The sequence below is a fragment of the Variovorax sp. 3319 genome, assembly GCF_031456585.1.
Taxonomy (GTDB): Bacteria; Pseudomonadota; Gammaproteobacteria; order Burkholderiales; family Burkholderiaceae_C; genus Variovorax; species Variovorax paradoxus_P.
Window position 1 is genome coordinate 159,356 of record NZ_JAVDUZ010000012.1, and the last position, 19,744, is coordinate 179,099.

Consider the following 19,744-nt stretch of genomic DNA (forward strand, 5'->3'; position numbering starts at 1 on the left):
TCGGCCGGGCGCTGCGCGCCCATAGCCGGGGGTGGGGATTTTAGGCCAGCGCCCGCGGGTTTGCCCGGAGGGGCCTTAGAACAGCACGCGGCTGCGGATCGTTCCGTTCACCTTGGCCAGCTTTTCCAGGGCAAGGTCGGAGTACGCCGCATCGATGTCCATCACCACATAGCCGATCTTCTCGTTGGTCTGCAGGAACTGCGAGGAGATGTTGATGTTGTTGTCGGAGAAGATCTTGTTGATTTCGGACAGCACGCCGGGCACGTTGCGGTGAATGTGCAGCAGCCGGTGCTTGCCGGGGTGGGCCGGCAGCGCCACTTCCGGAAAGTTGACCGACGAGGTCGAGGTGCCGTTGTCGCTGTACTTGACCAGCTTTTCAGCCACTTCGAGGCCGATGTTGGCCTGCGCCTCCATGGTCGAGCCGCCGATGTGAGGGGTGAGGATGACGTTGTCCAGGCCGCGCAAAGGCGACTGGAACTCGTCCTTGTTGGTGCGCGGCTCGACCGGGAAGACGTCGATCGCGGCGCCCAGCAGCTTTTTCTGCTTCAGGGCCTCGGCCAGCGGCTCGATCTGCACCACCGTTCCGCGCGAGGCGTTGATCAGGATGGAGCCCGGCTTCATGGCGTCGATTTCGGCGGCGCCAATCATCCACTGGGTGGCCTGCGTCTCGGGCACATGCAGGGTGACGATGTCGCTCTGGGCCAGCAGCTGGTGCAGCTCGCGCACCTGCCGCGCATTGCCCAGGGGCAGCTTGGTGACCACGTCGAAAAAAGCCACGTGCATGCCCAGTGCCTCGGCCAGCACCGACAACTGCGCGCCAATGGAGCCGTAGCCAACGATGCCCAGCGTCTTGCCGCGGATTTCGAAGGCGTTTTCGGCCGATTTGAGCCAGCCGCCGCGGTGCGCAACCGCGCTTTTTTCAGGCACGCCGCGCAACAGAAGAATGGCTTCGGCCAGCACCAGCTCGGCCACCGAGCGGGTGTTGGAATAAGGCGCGTTGAACACCGCCACGCCGTGCTCGCGCGCGGCTTCCAGGTCGACCTGGTTGGTGCCAATGCAGAAGCACCCGGCCGCTACCAGCTTGTGGGCGGCCGCAAAAACCTCGGCCGTCAATTGCGTGCGCGAACGGATGCCAAGGAAGTGAACGTCGGCAATCTTGGCCTTGAGCTCCGCGTCGGGGAGCGCGCCCGGCAGCGACTCGACATTGGTGTAGCCGGCGGCATGCAGCACCTCCACGGCGGAGGGGTGGATGCCTTCGAGCAAAAGGAACTTGATCCTGCTTTTTTCGAGGGAGGTTTTGCTGCTCATGACGTACTCGCGGAAGCCCCGGCCACGGCAACAGGCTAGGCCGAAAAAAGGGAAGTCGATGCTAGCATGCTGCAGCGCAACACGAGGCCCCGCACACTGCGGGAAGCCTTGTGCCAAAGGGGTTTTCCCGATTGGAAAATGACAGCGGTCCGTGCGCCAATGTGACGCGGCCGTGTCATCCACATGGCCTAGCATCCGCGCTTTCATTTCCCATCAGGAGTCTTCATGCGATTCAAGACGCTCGCGCTGGCATCGGCGCTGGCAGCCACCACGCTGTTCAATGTGGCCCACGCCCAAACCGAAATCCAGTGGTGGCATTCCATGAGCGGCCCGCTCGGCGAATGGGTCAACGACCTCGCCAAGCAATACAACGCCAGCCAGAAGGAATTCAAGGTAGTGCCCACCTACAAGGGCCAGTACGACGAATCGATGACCGCCGCGATTGCGGCCTTCCGCGCCGGCAATGCACCGGACATCCTGCAGGTGTTCGAAGTTGGCACCGCCACCATGATGGCCTCCAAGGGTGCCATCAAGCCCGTGGGCGAAGTAATGAACTCCGGCGGCGCCAAGTTCGACCCCAGCGTGTATGTGCCTGCCGTTTCGGGCTACTACACCGCGCCCAATGGCCAGATGCTGAGCTTCCCGTTCAACAGCTCGACCACCATCTTCTATTACAACAAGGACGCCTTCAAGGCAGCCGGTCTCGACCCCGAGAAGGCCCCCACCACCTGGCCTGAAGTCATTGCCGCGGCCGACAAGCTCAAGGCGAGCGGCCACAAGTGCCCGTTCACCACCAGCTGGATGAGCTGGACCCAGCTCGAGAGCTTCTCGGCCTGGCACAACACGCTGTATGCAACGCAGAACAACGGCTTTGGCGGCACCTCGGCGCGCCTGGCCTTCAACTCGCCGCTGCAGGTGAAGCACTTCGAGAACCTGGCCAAGATGTCCAAGGACGGCACCTTCGTCTACAAGGGCCGCAACAACACGGCCGACGCCGCCTTCCCCTCGGGCGAGTGCGCAATGATGACCGGCTCCTCGGGCCTGTACGCACGCGTGGCCAAGGACGCCAAGTTCAAGTACGGCATCTCCACCCTGCCCTACTACCCCGACGTGAAGGGCGCGCCGCAGAACACCGTGATCGGCGGCGCCAGCCTCTGGGTCATGTCCGGCAAGCCGGCCGACCACTACAAGGGCGTGGCCAACTTCTTCACCTTCCTGTCCGACACCAAGGTGCAGTCCGAGAGCCACAAGCGAACGGGTTATCTGCCCATTACCACCGCGGCCTACAAGCTGACCGATGCCTCCGGCTTCTACAAGGAGAACCCCGGCACCGACGTGGCCGTGACGCAGATGATCCGCAAGACCACCGACAAGTCGCGCGGCGTGCGCCTGGGCAGCTTCGTGCAGATCCGGACCATCATCGACGAGGAAACCGAGCAGATCTGGAACGGCAAGCGCACCGCCAAGGAAGCCCTCGACGCCGCCGTCAAGCGCGGTAACGAGCAGCTCGAACGCTTCGAGAAAGCAAACAAAGGCTGACGCTGCGTTCGGCCCGGCGCCGAAGTAGACTCGCCCGCCCGCCACTGCAAAAGCCGTGGGCGGGCGTTTCGTTTTTTGAGGGATTCGAGGGGCTATGGAAAAACGCGTTCTATTCCGGTCGGCATGGCTGCCATGGCTGCTGATCGCACCGCAAATGGCGGTCATCCTGGTGTTCTTCTTCTGGCCCGCCAGCCAGGCGATCTGGCAGTCGATGCAGACCGAGGACGCCTTCGGCACGTCGACCGTTTTCGTGGGCCTGGAGAACTTCAAGACCCTGTTCGATGACCCCGCCTACATCGAGTCGTTCAAGGTCACCGCGCTGTTCTCGGTGCTGGTGGCCGGCATCGGCATTGCGGTGTCGCTTCTTCTTGCGATCTTTGCCGACCGCATCCTGCGCGGTTCGCTGTTCTACAAGACCTTCCTGATCATTCCGTACGCGGTGGCACCGGCCATTGCGGGCGTGCTGTGGGTGTTCATGTTCTCGCCCAGCATCGGCGTGGTGAGCTACGGCTTGCGCAAGGTGGGCATGGACTGGAACCACCTGCTCAATTCCAACCAGGCGCTGTCGCTGATCGTCGTGGCCGCAATCTGGAAGCAGATCTCCTACAACTTCCTGTTCTTCCTGGCGGGGCTGCAATCGATCCCCAAGGCGCTGATCGAGGCTGCGGCCATCGACGGCGCCGGTCCGCTGCGCCGCTTCCTGACCATCCAGTTTCCGCTGCTGTCGCCCACCACCTTTTTCCTGCTGGTCATCAACGTGGTGTACGCCTTCTTCGACACCTTCGCGATCGTGCATGCCACCACCGAAGGCGGCCCGGGCCGGGACACCGCCATCCTGGTCTACAAGGTGTGGCACGACGGCTTCCGGGCGCTCGACCTGGGCGGCTCGGCTGCGCAGTCCGTGGTGCTGATGGTGATCGTCGTCGTGCTCACGGTCATCCAGTTCCGCTATGTCGAAAAGAAGGTCCAGTACTGATGGCGCATCCTTTCCGCTTTGTTTTCTTCCTCCGGAGCACCCGCCATGATTGAACGCCGGCCCGGCCTTACCGTCCTGTCGCACGTGGTGCTGATCTTGGGCATTGCCATCGTGGCTTTTCCCATCTACCTGGCCTTCGTCGCATCCACCCACACGCGCGACGAAATCCTGCGCGTACCCATGCCGCTTGTGCCGGGCGCGCACATGGTCGAAAACTACACCGCGGCCCTTCTTGGCGCCGAGACGCAAGGCGCCCGCGTGGTGGTCGGCCGCATGATGTGGATCAGCCTTGTCACGGCGCTGGTCATCAGCATCGGCAAGATCGCCATCTCGCTGCTCTCGGCCTTTGCCATCGTGTATTTCCGCTTCCCGTTCAAGAAGATCGTCTTCTGGATGATCTTCGTCACGCTCATGCTGCCGGTGGAGGTGCGCATCCTGCCCACCTACAAGGTGCTGGCAGACCTGAACATGCTCAACACCTACGCGGGCCTGACCGTCCCGCTGATCGCCTCGGCCACGGCAACCTTCCTGTTCCGGCAGTTCTTCCTGTCGGTGCCGGACGAGCTGGTCGAAGCGGCGCGAATAGACGGCGCGGGGCCGATGCGCTTCTTCAAGGACATCCTGGTTCCGCTGTCGCAGACCTCGATTGCCGCGCTCTTCGTGATCCAGTTCATCTACGGCTGGAACCAGTACCTCTGGCCGCTCCTGGCCACCACCACCGAGGACATGTACCCGGTGGTCATCGGCATCAAGCGAATGATCGCCTCCGGCGACGCCGCGGTCGACTGGAACCTTGTGATGGCCACCGCCATGCTGGCGATGATTCCTCCGGCCATCGTCGTGGTGCTGATGCAGCGCTGGTTCGTCAAGGGCCTGGTCGACACTGAAAAATGAGCCTTGGCGCGCCAGCCACAACCTGATATTTAAAACAGACAACATGTCAGCCATTTCCTTTCGCAACGTCATCAAGCGCTACGGCAAGGGTGCCAAGGCCAACCAGGTCATCCACGGCGTCTCGGCCGAGGTGAACAAGGGCGAGTTCGTCGTCATCGTCGGGCCTTCGGGCTGCGGCAAGTCCACGCTGCTGCGCATGGTGGCCGGCCTCGAAGATATTTCTGCGGGCGACATCGCCATCGGCGGGCGCGTGGTGAACCAGCTCGAACCCTCCGAGCGCGACATTGCCATGGTGTTCCAGAACTACGCGCTCTACCCGCACATGAGCGTGTTCAAGAACATGGCCTACGGCCTCAAGATTGCCAAGGTGCCCGAGCCCGAGATCAAGACCCGCGTCGACAAGGCGGCCAAGATTCTTGAACTGGGCCACCTGCTCGAGCGCAAGCCGCGCGAGCTTTCTGGCGGCCAGCGCCAGCGCGTGGCCATGGGCCGCGCCATCGTGCGGCAGCCGCAGGTGTTCCTGTTCGACGAACCGCTGTCCAACCTTGACGCCAAGCTGCGCGCGCAAACCCGCCTCGAAATCCAGAAGCTGCACCGCGAGCTGGGCATTACCTCGCTGTTCGTCACGCACGACCAGGTCGAGGCCATGACGCTCGCGCAGCGCATCATCGTGATGAACGGCGGCGTGATGGACCAGTTTGCAACGCCTGAAGAGGTCTACAACCGGCCTGCCACCACCTTCGTGGCCAGCTTCATCGGCTCACCGCCCATGAACCTGCTGCAGCATGCACCCGGCGTGCGGCCGGGCCAGATTCTCGGCATTCGCCCCGAGCACATGAAGCTCGACGAAAGCGGCTGGTCCGTGCAGGTCGAGTCGGTCGAACTGCTGGGCGCCGAGCGGCTGGTGTATGGCCGCATCGGCGACGAGCAGATCATCATGCGCACCGATGAAGGCGATCACCCGCCGGTCGCGGGCGACACGGTGAAGATTGCGGCCCGCGAAGACAAGCTGCACTGGTTCGACGCCGGCTCCGGCAAGCGGGCAGACTGAACGATGCCGGCATTGAAACCCTGGCCCTATCCCCGCTGGGTTGCGCACCGCGGCGCCGGCAAGCTGGCACCCGAGAACACGCTGGCCGCGTTCCGCCTTGGCGCGGCGCACGGCTACCGCATGTTCGAGTGCGACGCCAAGCTCAGCGCCGACGGCGTGGCCTTTCTCATGCACGACGCCAAGCTCGACCGCACCACCAGCGGACACGGCATTGGCGGCGAACAGCCCTGGAGCGTGCTCTCGCAGCTGGATGCGGGCGGCTGGCATTCGCGCGCATTTGCGGGCGAACCGCTCGCCACGCTCGAAAACCTGGCCCGCTTTTGCCTGGCCAGCAACCACCTGCTCAACATTGAGATCAAGCCCACCCCCGGTACCGAGCGAGAAACCGGCGAAGCCGTGGCGCGGCAAGCCGCCCGGCTGTGGAAGGGTGCAGCCGTTGCACCACTGCTCACGTCCTTCCAGGTCGAATCGCTCAAGGGCGCACAGGCGGTCGCGCCCGAACTGCCGCGCGGGCTCCTGCTCGACGAACTCTGGAGCGGCTGGCTGGCGGCGGCAACCGGGCTGGAATGCACTGCCGTCGTGTGCAACCACAAGCTCTGGGACGCCGCCACGGTGGCACAGGTGCACGATGCCGGCATGCGCGCGCTGAGCTACACCGTCAATGACGAACAGGCCGCGCAACGGCTGATCGACCTGGGCACCGACGGCATCATCACCGACCGCGTCGACCTGTTCAGCCCGGCGAGCTGACCGGCCCGCCCGCCCGCCGGGGCGGCTCGACACACGCTGTCACGAGCCGCGCCGCGGCCCCCAAATGGCGCCTTCTATGATGGCAGCCATGAGTTTTATCCCACGCCTGATGGCCTTTTGGCTGGCGGCCCTGCTGTCTTGCAGTGCCGCGGTGGCGCAGCCAGACGCCGGCACCGGCGCCAACAGCGCCGCCGCAGCCGCGGCGCTTGCGCCCGAACCCACCGTGGCCGAACTGCGCGAGCAGCTCTCCAGGATCACCGCCTCGGCCAATTCCGGCACCGACTCCGACGCCGACGTGCGCAAGCTCGTCGCGCAAATCAGCGAGATCGGCACCCAGGCCGACAAGTTCGTTACCGCGCGTACCGGCGAGTTGGCCGACCTGAACGCGCGGCTCGGCGAGCTTGGCAACCCGCCGGCCGCGGGCGCGACGGAAGACCCCGACATCACGCGGCAGCGTGCCCGCCTCACCAAGGAACGCAACGCGCTCGATGCGGACATCAGGCTCGCACGCCTGCTGGCCATCGACGTGCGGCAGCGCGGCGCCGAGCTGCTCACCCAGCGACGCGCGCTTTTCGAGGCGCAGATCACCGAGCGCGCGCCCTCGCCGCTTGGAGGCGAGTTCTGGCGCGACCTTCAGGAGGCATGGCCCAGCGATCTCGAACGCCTGAGCGCGCTTGCGGACGGCCTTCAAGACGGACTTGCGCAGGCCCTGCAGCAGGGCTCCCGAACGGCGGTGCTCGGGGCCCTGGTAATGGCGGTGCTGCTCGCCATACTCGGCAACTGGGTGGCCGAGCACCTGCTCACACGCATCGCCGCGCGGCTGCTGCCGGCGGGACGGCTCCGGCGCTCGCTGCTCGTCATTGCCATCGTGGCAAGCCATGTGGTGCTTGTTGCCGTGGCGGCGCACGGCTTTGTGTGGGTGCTTGAGCAATACGCCACCTGGCAGCCGCAGGCACGCAAGGCCATGCGGTCGATGGCGCAGGCGCTGGTGTTCATGGCCTTCGTGATCGGGCTGGGCCGTGCGCTGCTGGCCACCGCGCGCCCCAGCTGGCGGCTGCCGCCCATCCCCGACGCGATGGCAACGCGCCTGGCTGCGCTGCCGTGGCTGGTTGCCCTGGTGGCGGCCCTGGCCTGGACACCCGCAGAAATCAACCAGCTGGTGAATGCGAGCTTTGCGGCCGTGGTGGCCACGCATGTGCTCACTGCACTGGTCCTTACGGCGCTGGTCGGCGCGGTGCTCTATCGATTGAAGGCGCTGCGCGCCGACGCGCCCGAGGCCGGGCTGCCCGAGCGGCCCATGTGGGTGGGGCTGCTCGTGGCATGCATCGGCGTGCTCATCGTCGCCATCTGGGTGCTGGTGGCCGTGGGCTACGTGGCACTTGCGAGCTTCCTGGCTTCGCAGCTCACGTGGAGCGGCATCGTCGCAGCCGCGTTTTATGTGCTGTTCAAGTTTGCCGACGATGTTTTCATGGCCGGCGTGTCGTCGCGCAGTACCTTCGGCCAGCGCCTGCAAAAAAGCTTCGGCCTTGCGCCGCAAACGCTCGACCAGGTGGCCACCGTGCTCTCCGGCCTGAGCCGCGTGGCGCTGTTCTTCTACATGCTGATCGCGCTTGCGGCGCCATTGGGCACCGGGCCGGGCGAAGTGTTCCAGCGCAGCGGCAAGTTCGGCACCGGTGTGAAGGTGGGCGAGTTCCAGCTGGTGCCCGGCGCCATCTTCAGCGCCATTGCCGTGGCGCTGGTGGGCTTCATCGTGCTGCGGGTGTTCAAGCGGTGGCTGGCGCGCAGCTACCTGCCCAGCACCCAGTTCGAGCCGGGCATGCAAAGCTCGATCACCACGCTGCTGGGCTACGTCGGCGGCATCCTGGTGATCGCGTTCTCGCTCTCGGCGCTGGGCATTGGCATCGAGCGCATCGCGTGGGTGGCCAGCGCGCTGTCGGTGGGCATTGGCTTCGGCCTGCAGGCCATCGTGCAGAACTTCATCTCGGGCCTCATCCTGCTGGCCGAGCAGCCGGTGAAGGTGGGCGACTGGGTGGTGCTGGGTACCACCGAGGGCGACGTGCGCCGCATCAACGTGCGAGCGACGGAAATCCAGCTTGGCGACCGCTCCACGCTGATCGTGCCCAACTCCGAGTTCATCACCAAGACCGTGCGCAACATGACGCTGGCCAATGCGGAGGGCCGGGTGCTCATTCGCCTGCCGATGCCGATGACCACCGACGCCAACCGCGTTCGAGAACTCATCCTGGAAGCATGCCGCGCCCACGAGGGCGTGCTGGAAACCCCCGCGCCTTCGCTCACGCTCGAAGGCATAGAGGGCGGCCTGCTCATCTTCCAGGCCATTGCCTATGTGCCCAGCCCGCGCCTGGCGGGCAGCGTGCGCAGCGACCTGCTGTTCACCATTCTGGAGCGCCTGCGCACGGAACGGATAGAGCTGGTGCCCTATGCGGCCGTGCCGCCGCCGGTTGCCCCTGCAGGCGGCACCGCGCCAACCGCGGCCTAGCTGCCTGTTACATACCGATCACCCAAGCAGCGGGCAAATGCCCGTCCTGATCGATCAATTGTCCGGAGCCCTGAAAACGAACAATCTACAGCCATGAGCAGGCGATCTCTCGCCAAGGCTCGCCCGGAGCATGAATGGCTGAAGAAAGCGACCTCGAAAAAACGGAACCCGCCTCACCGCAGCGCCTTGAAAAGGCGCGCGAGGAAGGGGACGTTGCCCGATCGCGGGAGCTTGTCACCTTCGTGATGCTGGCCACGGCGGTTGCCGGCCTGTGGCTCACGGCGGGTTCGCTCGGCGGCACCTTGCGCGGCGCGCTGGCGCAGGGCATGCACTTCGACCGCTCTGCCGCATTCGACCCCACCTACATGATGGCGCGCGCCGGGCTCATGGCCTATGAGGCGCTGATCGCGCTGGCGCCGCTGTTCGGAATGATGATTGTTGCCGCGGTGGTCGCCCCCATGATGCTCGGCGGCTGGCTTTTTTCGACGAAGGCGATCGGCCCCAAGTTCAGCAAGCTCGACCCGATTGCCGGCATCGGCCGCATGTTCTCGACCCAGGCGCTGTCGGAGCTGATCAAGGCGCTGGCCAAGTCGCTGCTGATCGGCTGGGTGGCCTGGCTGGTGATCATGGGCAACATCGACGAGGTCAATGCGCTCATGGCGCAGTCGGAGCGCGCCGCGCTGCCGCAGATGATTGCGCTGGTGGCGCGCAACTGCGCGCTGATTGCTTCCGCACTGCTGCTGGTGGCCCTCATCGACGTTCCCTACCAGCTCTGGAGCTACTACCGCAAGCTGCGCATGTCGCGCGAAGACCTGCGCCAGGAGCACAAGGAGAGCGAGGGCGACCCGCACATCAAGGCGCAGATTCGCCGCCAGCAACAACAGATGGCGCGCCGCCGGATGATGGCCGAGGTACCCAAGGCCGACATCGTGGTGACCAACCCCACGCACTTTGCGGTGGCCCTCAAGTACGTGGACCATGACATGCGCGCGCCGCGCGTCGTGGCCAAGGGAAGCGACCTCATTGCCGCGCGCATCCGCGAGATTGCGCGCGAGAACAACGTCGCCATTCTCGAAGCGCCGCCGCTCACGCGCGCGCTGTTCAAGCACACCCGGCTGGGCGACGAAATCCCGGCCGGCCTGTACACGGCGGTGGCCGAGGTGCTGGCCTGGGTCTACCAGCTCAAGCGCTGGAAGAGCGAAGGCGGCGAAGCGCCGCGCACGCCTGTCGACCTGCCCATTCCCGAATCGCTCGAATACTCGCTGGACGCCGCATGAACGCCACGCTGACCCGCCTGCAGGCGCAACTGTTCTCCGGAGCCCAATGGAAGGGCCTTGCCGGCCCGGTGCTGATCGTGCTCATCCTGAGCATGATGGTGCTGCCCTTGCCGGCTTTCCTGCTCGACCTGCTGTTCACCTTCAACATCGCAATGTCGGTGATGGTGCTGCTGGTGAGCATGTACACCATGAAGGCGCTCGACTTTGCGGCCTTTCCCGCCGTGCTGCTGTTCTCCACGCTGCTGCGGCTGTCGCTCAACGTGGCCTCCACCCGCGTGGTGCTGATACACGGTCACACCGGGCCGGATGCGGCGGGCAAGGTGATCGAGGCCTTCGGCCACTTCCTGGTGGGCGGCAACTTTGCAGTCGGCGTGATGGTGTTCATCATCCTGGTGCTCATCAATTTCATGGTCATCACCAAGGGTGCCGGGCGCATTGCCGAGGTGGGCGCGCGCTTCATGCTCGACGCCATGCCCGGCAAGCAGATGGCCATCGACGCCGACCTGAACGCCGGCCTGATCGGCGAAGACGTGGCACGCAAGCGCCGCCAGGAAGTCGCGCAGGAAGCCGACTTCTACGGCTCGATGGACGGTGCCAGCAAGTTCGTGCGCGGCGACGCGGTGGCCGGCCTTCTGATCATGGTGATCAACATCATCGGCGGCCTGGTGGTCGGCATGGTGCAGCACGGGCTCGACTTCAGCAGCGCCGGCAAGACCTACACGCTGCTGGCCATCGGCGACGGCCTCGTGGCGCAGATTCCGGCGCTGGTGATCTCCACCGCAGCCGGTGTCATCGTGTCGCGCGTCACCACCGACGAAGACGTGGGCAGCCAACTCACCGGCCAGCTGTTCTCCAACCCGCAGGTGCTCTTTCTCACGGCCGGCATCATCGGCCTGATGGGCATGATCCCGGGCATGCCCAACCTGGCGTTCCTGCTGATCGCAGGCAGCCTGGTGTGGCTGGGCCGGCGCATTCTCAAGCGCGCTCCGCAAGTTGCGGCCGAGCAAGCCGCCGCTGCGCAGGCCGCAGCCGCACCGGTTGTGGAAGCACCCGAGGCAACCTGGGACGACGTGGCGCTGGTCGATCCGCTCGGCATGGAAGTCGGCTACCGCCTGATCCCGCTGGTCGACCAGACCCAGAACGGCGAACTGCTGGGCCGCATCAAGAGCATCCGCAAGAAGACCGCGCAGGAGATCGGCTTCCTGGCGCCGGTGGTGCACATTCGCGACAACCTCGAGATTGCGCCCAACACCTACGTCATCAGCCTGAAGGGTGTCGAGATCGGCCGCGGCGAAGCCTTCCCCAACCAGTGGATGGCCATCAACCCCGGCCAGGTGACCGGCACCCTGCCCGGCACGCCGACGCAAGACCCGGCCTTTCATTTGCCCGCGGTATGGATCGACGCCAGCCTTCGCCAGGAGGCGCAGGTGCTCGGCTACACGGTGGTCGATGCCTGCACCGTGATGGCCACGCACCTGAACCACCTCATCCAGACCCACGCAGCCGAGCTGCTGGGCCGCCAGGAAGTGCAGCAACTGCTCGACCAGATCGGCAAGACCGCACCCAAGCTCACCGAAGACCTGGTGCCCAAGGTCATCTCTCTGAGCACGCTGCACAAGGTGCTGCAGAACCTGCTCGACGAAGAGGTGCCGATCCGCGACATGCGCACCATTCTCGATGTGATGGCCGAGCACGCGCCCACCGTGAAGGACGCGGCCGAGCTCACCTCGCTCACGCGCCTGGCGCTTGGCCGTGCCATCACGCAACAGCTGTTCCCGGGCGATTCCGAACTGCAGGTCATCGGCCTGGACGGCGCGCTCGACAACGTGCTGCAGCAGGCGCTCGCCAACAACAACGGCATCGAGCCTGGCCTTGCCAACAGCCTGATGCAGCAGACCCGCGCCGCAATTGCGCGCCAGGAGCAGATGGGCCTTGCGCCGGTGCTGGTCGTCCAGCATTCGCTGCGCGTCCTGCTCTCGCGCTTCTTGCGCCGCAGCTTCCGTCAACTCAAGGTTCTCTCGCATGCCGAGATACCTGACACCCGCAACATCAAGATCACCGCCACCATTGGAGGAAGAGTTTGAACACCCAGACCGACGTGCGGACCAGCGCACGCAAGTTCGTCGCCCCCACCAGCCGGGAAGCCCTGCGCCTCGCGCGCGAAGCACTCGGCGCCGAAGCGATGGTGCTGACCAATCGCGTGGTTGCCGAAGGCGTCGAGATCGTCGCCATGGCGCCGGACGAAGTGGAAGAAGTGCGTGCAAGCGCACCTTCGGCGCAGGCCGCTGCGCAACCCATGCCCGCTCCCGCTCTTGCAGCAGCCCCCGCAGCAGCTACTTTTGCTGCACCTGCAGTCGCACCCGCGTCCCCCTTCATGCTCACTCCGGCGCCCGCCCCTGCGCCAGCGCCCGCCCCTCTTGCGGCCGAGAGCGTGCTCGGAGAGCTGCACTCCATGCGCTGCATGATCGAAGAACAGCTCGCCGGCGTGGTCTGGAACGACAAGCAGCGGCGCGACCCGATGCGTGGCCGCCTGCTGCGCACGCTGCTCGGCGCCGGTTTCAGCGCACGCCTTTCCAAGGCCATGCTGGAGCACCTGCCCACCGGCCAGAGCTACGCCCAGGGCATGGCTTTCGTGCGCTCCGAACTCATCCGGACCCTTCCGGTGCATGAAGACGAAGACGCCCTGCTCGCGCAAGGCGGTGTGTATGCGCTGATGGGCCCCACCGGCGTGGGCAAGACCACGACCACGGCCAAGCTTGCAGCACGCTGCGTCATGCGCTTCGGCGCCGAGAAGCTCGCACTGGTTACCACCGACAGCTACCGCATCGGCGCCTACGAGCAACTGCGCATCTACGGCCAGATCCTCAACGTGCCGGTGTACGCGGTAAAGGATGCAGCCGACCTGCACCTGGTGCTGCAAGACCTGCGCGAAAAGCACATGGTGCTCATCGACACGGTCGGCATGAGCCAGCGCGACCGCGCCGTTTCCGACCAGATCGCAATGTTCTGCAACAGCCAGCGGCCAGTGAAGCGGCTGCTGCTGCTCAACGCCGCAAGCCACGGCGACACACTCAACGAAGTGGTGCACGCCTACCGGCACGGCGGCGGCAACGAACTGGCCGGCTGCATCTTCACCAAGGTCGACGAGGCAACGCACCCCGGCGCACTGATCGACACCGTGATTCGCCACCGCCTGCCGGTGCACTACGTGTCCAGCGGACAGAAGGTGCCCGAGAACCTGATGCGCGCCGACCGCGCACAGCTGGTGGACAGCGTGTTCCAGGCCAACAGCCGCAGCGCGCTCTTCGTGCCCGGCGAAAGCGACATGCAGGACGGATCTGCCGCAAACGCCGATGCGTCCGCCGCGCAAGCCGAGGCCGAACGGCAGCGGCTTCGCTACCGCCAGTTGATTCGCGCCATGGCGCACGACGCGCAGGAAGTGGCCGCAGCCGCAGCCGCCCTCGCCAACGCTCCGCTCGGCTTCGAGCAATCGCGCGCGCTCTGGCGCCAGGCCGCCGACGAAAACGTCGGCCACAAGGCGGTGCTGCAGGCGCTGATGATGAACGCCACCAGCGACATCGCCACCGGCTGCGACACCCATCTGCTTGCGCTGTCGAGCCAGGTCGGACTCAAGTCCGACGAAGGCGGCGACGCCTATCAATGCCATGGCAGCCTGCTGCTGTCGGACCGCACCGGCATGCCCCTTGTCGCGCCCAACCAGTGGCTTTCCACGGGCACGGCCCGCAACCCGGCCGATCCGGCGCGCAGGCCCGGCGTGCGGCAGGTGCAGTGGCTGCGCCAGCAGGACTTCGGCAAGACCGTCGTGCACGTGCTGTCGCGGCTGCCCGCGGCCGAGCTCATGCTGCAATGGAAAGTGCAACGCCAGCAATGGCTCGCGCGCGCACCCGGCTCCACCGCGGTGATCGATCCGCGCACCGGCGAATACGCCACCCTTACCGGCCTGGACTTCTCGTTCGGCGAAGAGCGGCCCGTGACTTTCAAGGGCCGCCCCGCACTGCAAGCAGAAGCGCAGGCCAGCATCACGCTGCGTACCGACGGCGGCCCGCCCGGCCTTCGCTGCGTCGTCACCCGCATCGCCGATCCGCGCAGCCGCAAGGTGCTGGCGCAGACCTATGCGCTGTCCAACGTCGGCCACGAGGTTCCGGTGCGGCAGCTCGCGCAATGGCAGGCCTGGGCCGCAGAGGCGGAGCCCTGCTTCCGCCTGCTGCGCCAGGGCCTCTCGGTCATCGGCGGGCTCGGCGAAGCGGGCGATCCGCACATGATGAAGCGCCTGCTCATCGCGGGCCAGGTCACCACCACCGTGTGGCGGCTGCTGCAGGCCGACGGCGACTGGGCCGCTCGCACACGCGCGCTGCTCGGCCAGCTGACCGGCCGGCCGGTGCGCCCCGGACGTCCGCTCTCGGGCAACGTGTTGTATGCAGGCATGGGCAAGCTGTTCTTCCTGCTGGAGGCGCTGGACACGTGAGCAAGCTGGTGCCGGATCAAGCCGACGGACTGCGGCGGCTGCTCGCGCAGTCGTCCGTGCGGCTCATTGCCATCGCGGGCATGGAACGCCGCCAGGGCGCTACCACGGCAGCGATGAACCTGGGCGCGGCCCTGGCCCACATGGGCAAGGACGTGCTGCTGCTGGACGAGCACAAGGCCAGCGCCAATTCAACCCGTGGCGCGTGGGCCGTCGATCCGCTCGGAACGCTGGCCGACGTCGCCACCAGGCGGCTCACCTGCGAAGGCGCCGCCGCTCGCACCGAATGCGGCGTCAATGTGCTGCCGGCGCTCCCGGGCGCCCAGCCCGCCCATGTCGACCCGCGCCTTTTCTGGGACGGCGACGTGGTGCTGATCGACGCCGCACTCGACGGCGCCGGCCACTTGTCGCCACTCGCGCGGCTGGCGGACGACCTGGTGGTGGTGCTGCAGCCCAACCCCGCGTCTATCACCGCCACCTACTCGGGCATCAAGCGGCTGCACTACGCGCACGCGCTGCATCAGCTTCGGCTGCTGGTCAACGGCGTTGCCGATCCCGATGCGGCCCGGCGGCTCATGGCCAACCTGATCGACACCGGCAACCGCTACCTGGCGATCTCGATGCATGCCGCCGGCTGGGTGCGTGCCGATCCGCACCTGAACGATGCGAGGCGCCTGCGCCGGACCGTCGTCGAGGCGTTTCCGGCCAGCCCGGCGGCGGTGGACTTTCGCGTTATTGGCGCCGACGTTGCGCAGTGGCCGTGGCGCCCCGTGGCTCGCGCGCGAAACGCGGAACCGGCGCCGTGGCGGCCCGAGGCACTGGCGCCGCAACTAGCACATGAGGAAGGGGAAGGCTGTGTATACCGCCCAGGGCAACATTGAGAAATCTTCTCTGCTGAAGCAACACCAGCCCATGGTGCGCCGCATGGCGCTCCAGATGCTGGCCAAGCTACCCGCCAGCGTCGAACTCGACGACCTGATACAGGCCGGCATGATCGGGCTGCTGGACGCTTCCACCCGCTACCAGGACAACCGCGGCGCCCAGTTCGAAACCTTTGCAAGCCAGCGCATTCGCGGGGCCATGCTCGACGAACTGCGCGCCAGCGACTGGGGTTCGCGCAACCTTCGCCAGCAGGCCCGCAAGGTCGAGCAGGCAATCCAGACGCTGGAACACCGGCTGGGCCGGCCCGCCACCGAAGGGGAGATTGCCAAGGAGCTGAAGATGGACCTGGACGACTACCAGTCGCTGCTCCAGGAGATCCAGGGTTGCCAGCTGCTCTACGTCGAAGACTTTGCGCAAGAAGGCGAATCGGACAACCCCTGGCTCGACCGACAGGCGCGCGGCGCCCGCCCCGCAGCCGACGACGACCCGCTGGCACAGCTGCTCGAAGCAGGTTTTCGCCATGAGCTGGTCGACGCCATCGCCGCCCTGCCCGAGCGCGACCAGCTGCTGCTGAACCTGTACTACGAAGAAGAACTGAACCTGCGCGAGATCGGCGCCATCCTGGAAGTGACCCAGTCGCGCGTGTGCCAACTGCACAGCCAGGCCATCGCCCGCCTGCGCGCCAAGCTGAAGGATTTGCTCTGACGCCCCTTGACCCTCTCGTGACGGCAGGGTCTACGATGCCCTCAACTTGAGGGGGAAGGCATGTTCTTGAAGATCGGCGAACTCGCCCGGCGCACCGGGCTGACGGTTCGCGCATTGCGCCATTACGATGACATCGCACTGCTGGTGCCATCCGAAAGGTCCAGCGGGGGCTACCGCCTGTACGGCCGCAAGGACGTCGCCCGGCTCTATCGCATCCAGGCGCTAAGGCGTCTCGACCTGCCGCTTGCAGACATACAAGCCCTTCTCGACAACGACGCCGGTGGGCTTTCGGAGGTCGTCGCCCGGCAGGTGGCGCAACTCGATCGCGAAATCGTCCAGGCATCGGCGCTGCGCACCCACCTGCTGGCGGTGCAGGGCCAGTTGCAGGCCGACGAGGAGCCCGCCATCGACGACTGGCTGCTTGCGCTCGAGAGCATGGTGGCGGGCACCAGGTATTTCAGCGACGACGAGCAGCGCACGCTCGAGGCGCATCGCGGCGCCGCCGAGGCAGCAGCCCCCTCTCGCGCAAAACTGTCGGAGTTGCTGCACGGCCTTGTGGCCGCCGGCACGCCGCCCGAGAGCCCGCAAGCTCAGGCACTGGCGCAGCGCTGGATTGCGCTGCTGCTCGAAGAAGCCGGCGGCGACGAGGGCCTGCTGATGAAGCTCTACGCCATGCACTGGAATGAGCCGTCGCTGCATGCGCTCACCGGGGTCGACCGCGCGAGCATCCGGTACATCTCGCATGCCATGGCGTTTGCGCGCCTGCAGCTCTATGCGCCCTACTGCAGCAAGAAAGACATGGCCACGCTGCGCCGGCACTACGTTGCGCAGACCGATGCGTGGCCGCCGCTCATCGCGGAAGTCCGGCAACAGATGATGGCCAACGCCCCGCCCCAGGAGCAGGCCATGCGCGCGCTGGCGTTGCGCTGGCAGGCGCTGTCGCTCGCCAAGGCCGGCGGTGACGCGGCACTGCATGCAAAGCTGCAGCAGGCGTTTCGACAAGACGCGGCGCTGCGAGCCGGCTCGGGCATCGACGAGGCGCTGGCGGCCTACGTCGGGCAAGCCATTGCGCAGCTCGACGGCACACCGCCCCTCATGAACAAACCCGAAGGCACCCAGTGAACGCAGCAGCGCAGAGAGTTGGTCAGCTAGTGCAACCTCAACCGCGGGTCTTGGGAACGCCTGAACTGACTTGGAGCTTGATCGCCAGCTCACTTGCAATGCCCCCCGCAAGCGTTGGCGTCCGTGCAACAAAGTGACTTTAGACACTGGGGCCAATCGTTCCTTCCCCCTAAATTTGCGCGGGGCCTGATCTCGGCCCTTTCGCAACAAACGGGGAGGATCGAATGAAGAAGTCCAGGGGCAAGCCACGCCGGCTCGCGTTTTCAAGATCGGCCATGGCCACGGCGGCGGCGGCGCTCATGGCTCTGGCGGGCTGCCAGAACATGCCCGCTCTCGACATGCAGATGGGCAGCCCATCCGCCAAGACGGTGGCTACCGGCAGCGCCGCCGGTTCGGCAACCGCCGGCGAAAGCAGCCAGCTCGAGCGCTGCGAGTCGCCGCTTGGCACCGTCTCTCTCATCGAGAACGTCAACTCCGGCTGGTACACCATCCTTACCGGTGAATACCGCCTGCCCCCCACGGCCAACCTGCTGCGCCTGCTGGTGCAGCAATCGAACTGCTTCGTGGTGGTCGAGCGCGGCGCGGCCGGCATGAACGCCATGAACCGTGAACGCGCGCTGATGCAGTCGGGCGAAATGCGCGGCGGCAGCAACTTCGGACGCGGCCAGATGGTGGCCTCCGACTATGGCCTTTCGCCCGAGATCGTGTTCAGCAACAACGACGCGGGTGGCCTTGGCGGTGCGCTGGGCGGATTGGTGGGCGGCGGACGAGGCCTCGCCATCGCCAAGCTGGGCGCGAGCTTGCAAACCAAGGAAGCCAGCGCGCTGTTGACCCTTATCGACAACCGCTCGGGCGTGCAGGTGGCGGCGGCCGAAGGCAGCGCTTCCAAGACCGACTTCGCGGGCTTCGCCGGTCTGAGCGGCGTCTCCGCAGCAGGGGGCGTCGGCGGCTACACGCGCACTCCGCAGGGCAAGGTGATTGCCGCTGCGTTCATGGACTCCTTCAACCAGATGGTTCGCTCGCTGCGCAACTACAAGGCGCAGACGGTTCGCGGCCAGGGGCTCGGCGGCGGCGGGCGCCTGGGCGTGGATGGCGCAGCGGCGCCTTCGTCGACTTCGGCGCCATCTGCGTCAAATCGCAGGAGAAAGTAGGCCGCGGCCTTCGAACTGCCCTGGTTTCGGGGTCCGTGGCAAGCCTTTAGAACCCCAGGCTCTCCAGCAGGTCGTCCACCTGGGCTTGGCCGGTCACCGCATCCGGGTTGCCGGCCACCACCTGCGGGCCGTTCTGCAGGCTGTTGGCTTCCGCCTCGTGGCGCTTTTCAAGGTGCTTTTCGATGTGCGAGTTGTCGATCAGCACCTGGAGCAGTTGCGTCTCCACGTCGTTGACCACTTCCATCATCTTCTTGATGACCTGGCCGGTCAGGTCCTGGAAGTCTTGCGCCATCAGGATTTCGATCAGCTGCGTGTTGATGGCGCCGGCCTTCTGCGGCACTTCCTGAAGGTAGCCGCGCGTGTCCATGACCAGCTGGCGCGCGTGGTCCAGTTCGACCGGGTGCGCAAACCATTCGTCCCAGCGCTTGCTCAGCCCCTTGGCATTGCTTGCAAGGTCTTCCTGCAGCGGCTGCGCAAGGTCGATGGCGTTGAGCGCGCGGTGCGCCGCCCGCTCGGTCATCGATGCGATGTAGCCCAGCCGGTCGCGCGCGTCCGGAATGGCTTGCGCGGCCTTGGCCACCTGCTTGTCGAGCCCCAGCTCGCGCAGGCCTTCGCGCAATTGCCGGGTCAGCTGCCCGATGCGCCCGAGCAACTCTTCGGCCGTGTTCCCGTGCTCCGCGGGTTCGAGCGCAGCGTGTGTCATTTCAGGCCGCCTCTTTCTGGAGCTTCTCGAAGATCTTGTTGATCTTCTCTTCGAGCGTGGCCGCCGTGAAGGGCTTGACCACATAGCCGTTGGCACCGGCCTGCGCCGCCGCAATGATGTTTTCCTTCTTGGCCTCGGCCGTGACCATGAGCACCGGCAGCTTGCCGAGCTCGGGGTCGGCGCGGATGGTCTGCAGCATGGTCAGGCCGTCCATGTTGGGCATGTTCCAGTCCGACACCACAAAGCCGAAGTTTCCGCCGCGCAGCTTCTCGATGCCGGCAGCGCCGTCCTCGGCCTCGTCGACGTTCAGGAACTCGAGTTCCTTCAACAGGTTGCGCACGATGCGGCGCATGGTCGGGAAGTCGTCCACAACCAAAATTTTGATGCTCTTATCGATCACGAT

Annotated in this window: 16 protein-coding genes; 13 read left to right on the forward strand and 3 right to left on the reverse strand. The window is 65.9% G+C overall.

Annotated features, from left to right (window positions below; all coding sequences use genetic code 11):
- Positions 1-75: 75 nt before the first annotated feature.
- Complete coding sequence (gene serA / locus J2X67_RS23215) at positions 76-1,308, reverse strand: phosphoglycerate dehydrogenase (protein ID WP_309956909.1); 1,233 nt, start codon at positions 1,306-1,308, stop codon at positions 76-78.
- A 225-nt stretch (positions 1,309-1,533) separates the two neighbouring features.
- Between serA and ugpB the strand changes: the two genes are divergently transcribed.
- From ugpB to J2X67_RS23280, 13 genes are all read left to right on the forward strand, one after another.
- Positions 1,534-2,847, forward strand: a complete 1,314-nt coding sequence (gene ugpB, locus J2X67_RS23220) for a sn-glycerol-3-phosphate ABC transporter substrate-binding protein UgpB (RefSeq protein ID WP_281151366.1) — start codon at positions 1,534-1,536, stop codon at positions 2,845-2,847.
- Between the two features lie 94 nt (positions 2,848-2,941).
- On the forward strand, positions 2,942-3,823 hold the full coding sequence (ugpA, locus tag J2X67_RS23225; RefSeq protein WP_309956911.1) for a sn-glycerol-3-phosphate ABC transporter permease UgpA: 882 nt from the start codon (positions 2,942-2,944) through the stop codon (positions 3,821-3,823).
- A gap of 45 nt (positions 3,824-3,868) precedes the next feature.
- Positions 3,869-4,717: a sn-glycerol-3-phosphate ABC transporter permease UgpE gene (gene ugpE / locus J2X67_RS23230; protein ID WP_309956913.1), complete on the forward strand. Its 849-nt coding sequence runs from the start codon at positions 3,869-3,871 to the stop codon at positions 4,715-4,717.
- Positions 4,718-4,760: 43 nt separating this feature from the next.
- Positions 4,761-5,768 (forward strand): sn-glycerol-3-phosphate ABC transporter ATP-binding protein UgpC, encoded by a 1,008-nt coding sequence (gene ugpC / locus J2X67_RS23235; protein ID WP_281151363.1) that lies wholly within the window; start codon positions 4,761-4,763, stop codon positions 5,766-5,768.
- A gap of 3 nt (positions 5,769-5,771) precedes the next feature.
- The gene (gene ugpQ, locus J2X67_RS23240) at positions 5,772-6,518 is read left to right on the forward strand and encodes a glycerophosphodiester phosphodiesterase (RefSeq protein ID WP_309956915.1); all 747 of its coding nucleotides are present in this window, start codon (positions 5,772-5,774) and stop codon (positions 6,516-6,518) included.
- A gap of 76 nt (positions 6,519-6,594) precedes the next feature.
- Positions 6,595-9,018 carry a DUF3772 domain-containing protein gene (locus J2X67_RS23245; protein WP_409050539.1) on the forward strand — a complete coding sequence of 808 codons (2,424 nt, stop codon included), beginning with the start codon at positions 6,595-6,597 and terminating at the stop codon, positions 9,016-9,018.
- Positions 9,019-9,152: 134 nt separating this feature from the next.
- On the forward strand, positions 9,153-10,295 hold the full coding sequence (flhB, locus tag J2X67_RS23250) for a flagellar biosynthesis protein FlhB (protein ID WP_309956919.1): 1,143 nt from the start codon (positions 9,153-9,155) through the stop codon (positions 10,293-10,295).
- Positions 10,292-12,379 (forward strand): flagellar biosynthesis protein FlhA, encoded by a 2,088-nt coding sequence (gene flhA / locus J2X67_RS23255; RefSeq protein WP_309956921.1) that lies wholly within the window; start codon positions 10,292-10,294, stop codon positions 12,377-12,379. The genes flhB and flhA overlap by 4 nt, the downstream gene beginning before the upstream one ends.
- Positions 12,376-14,781 (forward strand): flagellar biosynthesis protein FlhF, encoded by a 2,406-nt coding sequence (gene flhF, locus J2X67_RS23260; protein WP_309956923.1) that lies wholly within the window; start codon positions 12,376-12,378, stop codon positions 14,779-14,781. The genes flhA and flhF overlap by 4 nt, the downstream gene beginning before the upstream one ends.
- Positions 14,778-15,659: a flagellar biosynthesis protein FlhG gene (locus tag J2X67_RS23265; protein WP_309956925.1), complete on the forward strand. Its 882-nt coding sequence runs from the start codon at positions 14,778-14,780 to the stop codon at positions 15,657-15,659. Before flhF ends, J2X67_RS23265 begins: the two co-directional genes overlap by 4 nt.
- On the forward strand, positions 15,616-16,365 hold the full coding sequence (locus J2X67_RS23270; RefSeq protein ID WP_309956927.1) for an RNA polymerase sigma factor FliA: 750 nt from the start codon (positions 15,616-15,618) through the stop codon (positions 16,363-16,365). Before J2X67_RS23265 ends, J2X67_RS23270 begins: the two co-directional genes overlap by 44 nt.
- A 60-nt stretch (positions 16,366-16,425) precedes the next feature.
- Positions 16,426-17,487, forward strand: coding sequence for a MerR family transcriptional regulator (locus J2X67_RS23275; protein WP_309956929.1), 1,062 nt, complete (start codon positions 16,426-16,428; stop codon positions 17,485-17,487).
- A gap of 224 nt (positions 17,488-17,711) precedes the next feature.
- A complete protein-coding gene (locus tag J2X67_RS23280; protein WP_309956931.1) occupies positions 17,712-18,638 on the forward strand; it encodes a CsgG/HfaB family protein in 927 nt (308 codons plus the stop codon).
- 46 nt (positions 18,639-18,684) lie between these two features.
- On the opposite strand, the gene cheZ is transcribed toward J2X67_RS23280, so the two are convergent.
- Together cheZ and cheY are read right to left on the reverse strand one after the other, a co-directional pair.
- Positions 18,685-19,341 (reverse strand): protein phosphatase CheZ, encoded by a 657-nt coding sequence (cheZ, locus tag J2X67_RS23285; protein WP_281151351.1) that lies wholly within the window; start codon positions 19,339-19,341, stop codon positions 18,685-18,687.
- Between the two features lies 1 nt (position 19,342).
- Positions 19,343-19,738: a chemotaxis response regulator CheY gene (gene cheY, locus J2X67_RS23290; RefSeq protein ID WP_185868148.1), complete on the reverse strand. Its 396-nt coding sequence runs from the start codon at positions 19,736-19,738 to the stop codon at positions 19,343-19,345.
- Positions 19,739-19,744 lie beyond the last annotated feature (6 nt).

Excerpts from the sequence above, each read along its gene's own strand:
- ugpA (WP_309956911.1), top strand. The coding sequence starts at position 2,942 with ATGGAAAAACGCGTTCTATTCCGGTCGGCATGGCTGCCATGGCTGCTG.
- J2X67_RS23275 (WP_309956929.1), top strand. The coding sequence starts at position 16,426 with ATGTTCTTGAAGATCGGCGAACTCGCCCGGCGCACCGGGCTGACGGTT.
- ugpC (WP_281151363.1), top strand. The coding sequence starts at position 4,761 with ATGTCAGCCATTTCCTTTCGCAACGTCATCAAGCGCTACGGCAAGGGT.
- cheZ (WP_281151351.1), bottom strand. The coding sequence starts at position 19,341 with ATGACACACGCTGCGCTCGAACCCGCGGAGCACGGGAACACGGCCGAA.
- J2X67_RS23270 (WP_309956927.1), top strand. The coding sequence starts at position 15,616 with ATGAGGAAGGGGAAGGCTGTGTATACCGCCCAGGGCAACATTGAGAAA.
- flhA (WP_309956921.1), top strand. The coding sequence starts at position 10,292 with ATGAACGCCACGCTGACCCGCCTGCAGGCGCAACTGTTCTCCGGAGCC.
- J2X67_RS23280 (WP_309956931.1), top strand. The coding sequence starts at position 17,712 with ATGAAGAAGTCCAGGGGCAAGCCACGCCGGCTCGCGTTTTCAAGATCG.
- ugpQ (WP_309956915.1), top strand. The coding sequence starts at position 5,772 with ATGCCGGCATTGAAACCCTGGCCCTATCCCCGCTGGGTTGCGCACCGC.
- flhB (WP_309956919.1), top strand. The coding sequence starts at position 9,153 with ATGGCTGAAGAAAGCGACCTCGAAAAAACGGAACCCGCCTCACCGCAG.
- ugpE (WP_309956913.1), top strand. The coding sequence starts at position 3,869 with ATGATTGAACGCCGGCCCGGCCTTACCGTCCTGTCGCACGTGGTGCTG.
- J2X67_RS23245 (WP_409050539.1), top strand. The coding sequence starts at position 6,595 with ATGATGGCAGCCATGAGTTTTATCCCACGCCTGATGGCCTTTTGGCTG.
- ugpB (WP_281151366.1), top strand. The coding sequence starts at position 1,534 with ATGCGATTCAAGACGCTCGCGCTGGCATCGGCGCTGGCAGCCACCACG.
- serA (WP_309956909.1), bottom strand. The coding sequence starts at position 1,308 with ATGAGCAGCAAAACCTCCCTCGAAAAAAGCAGGATCAAGTTCCTTTTG.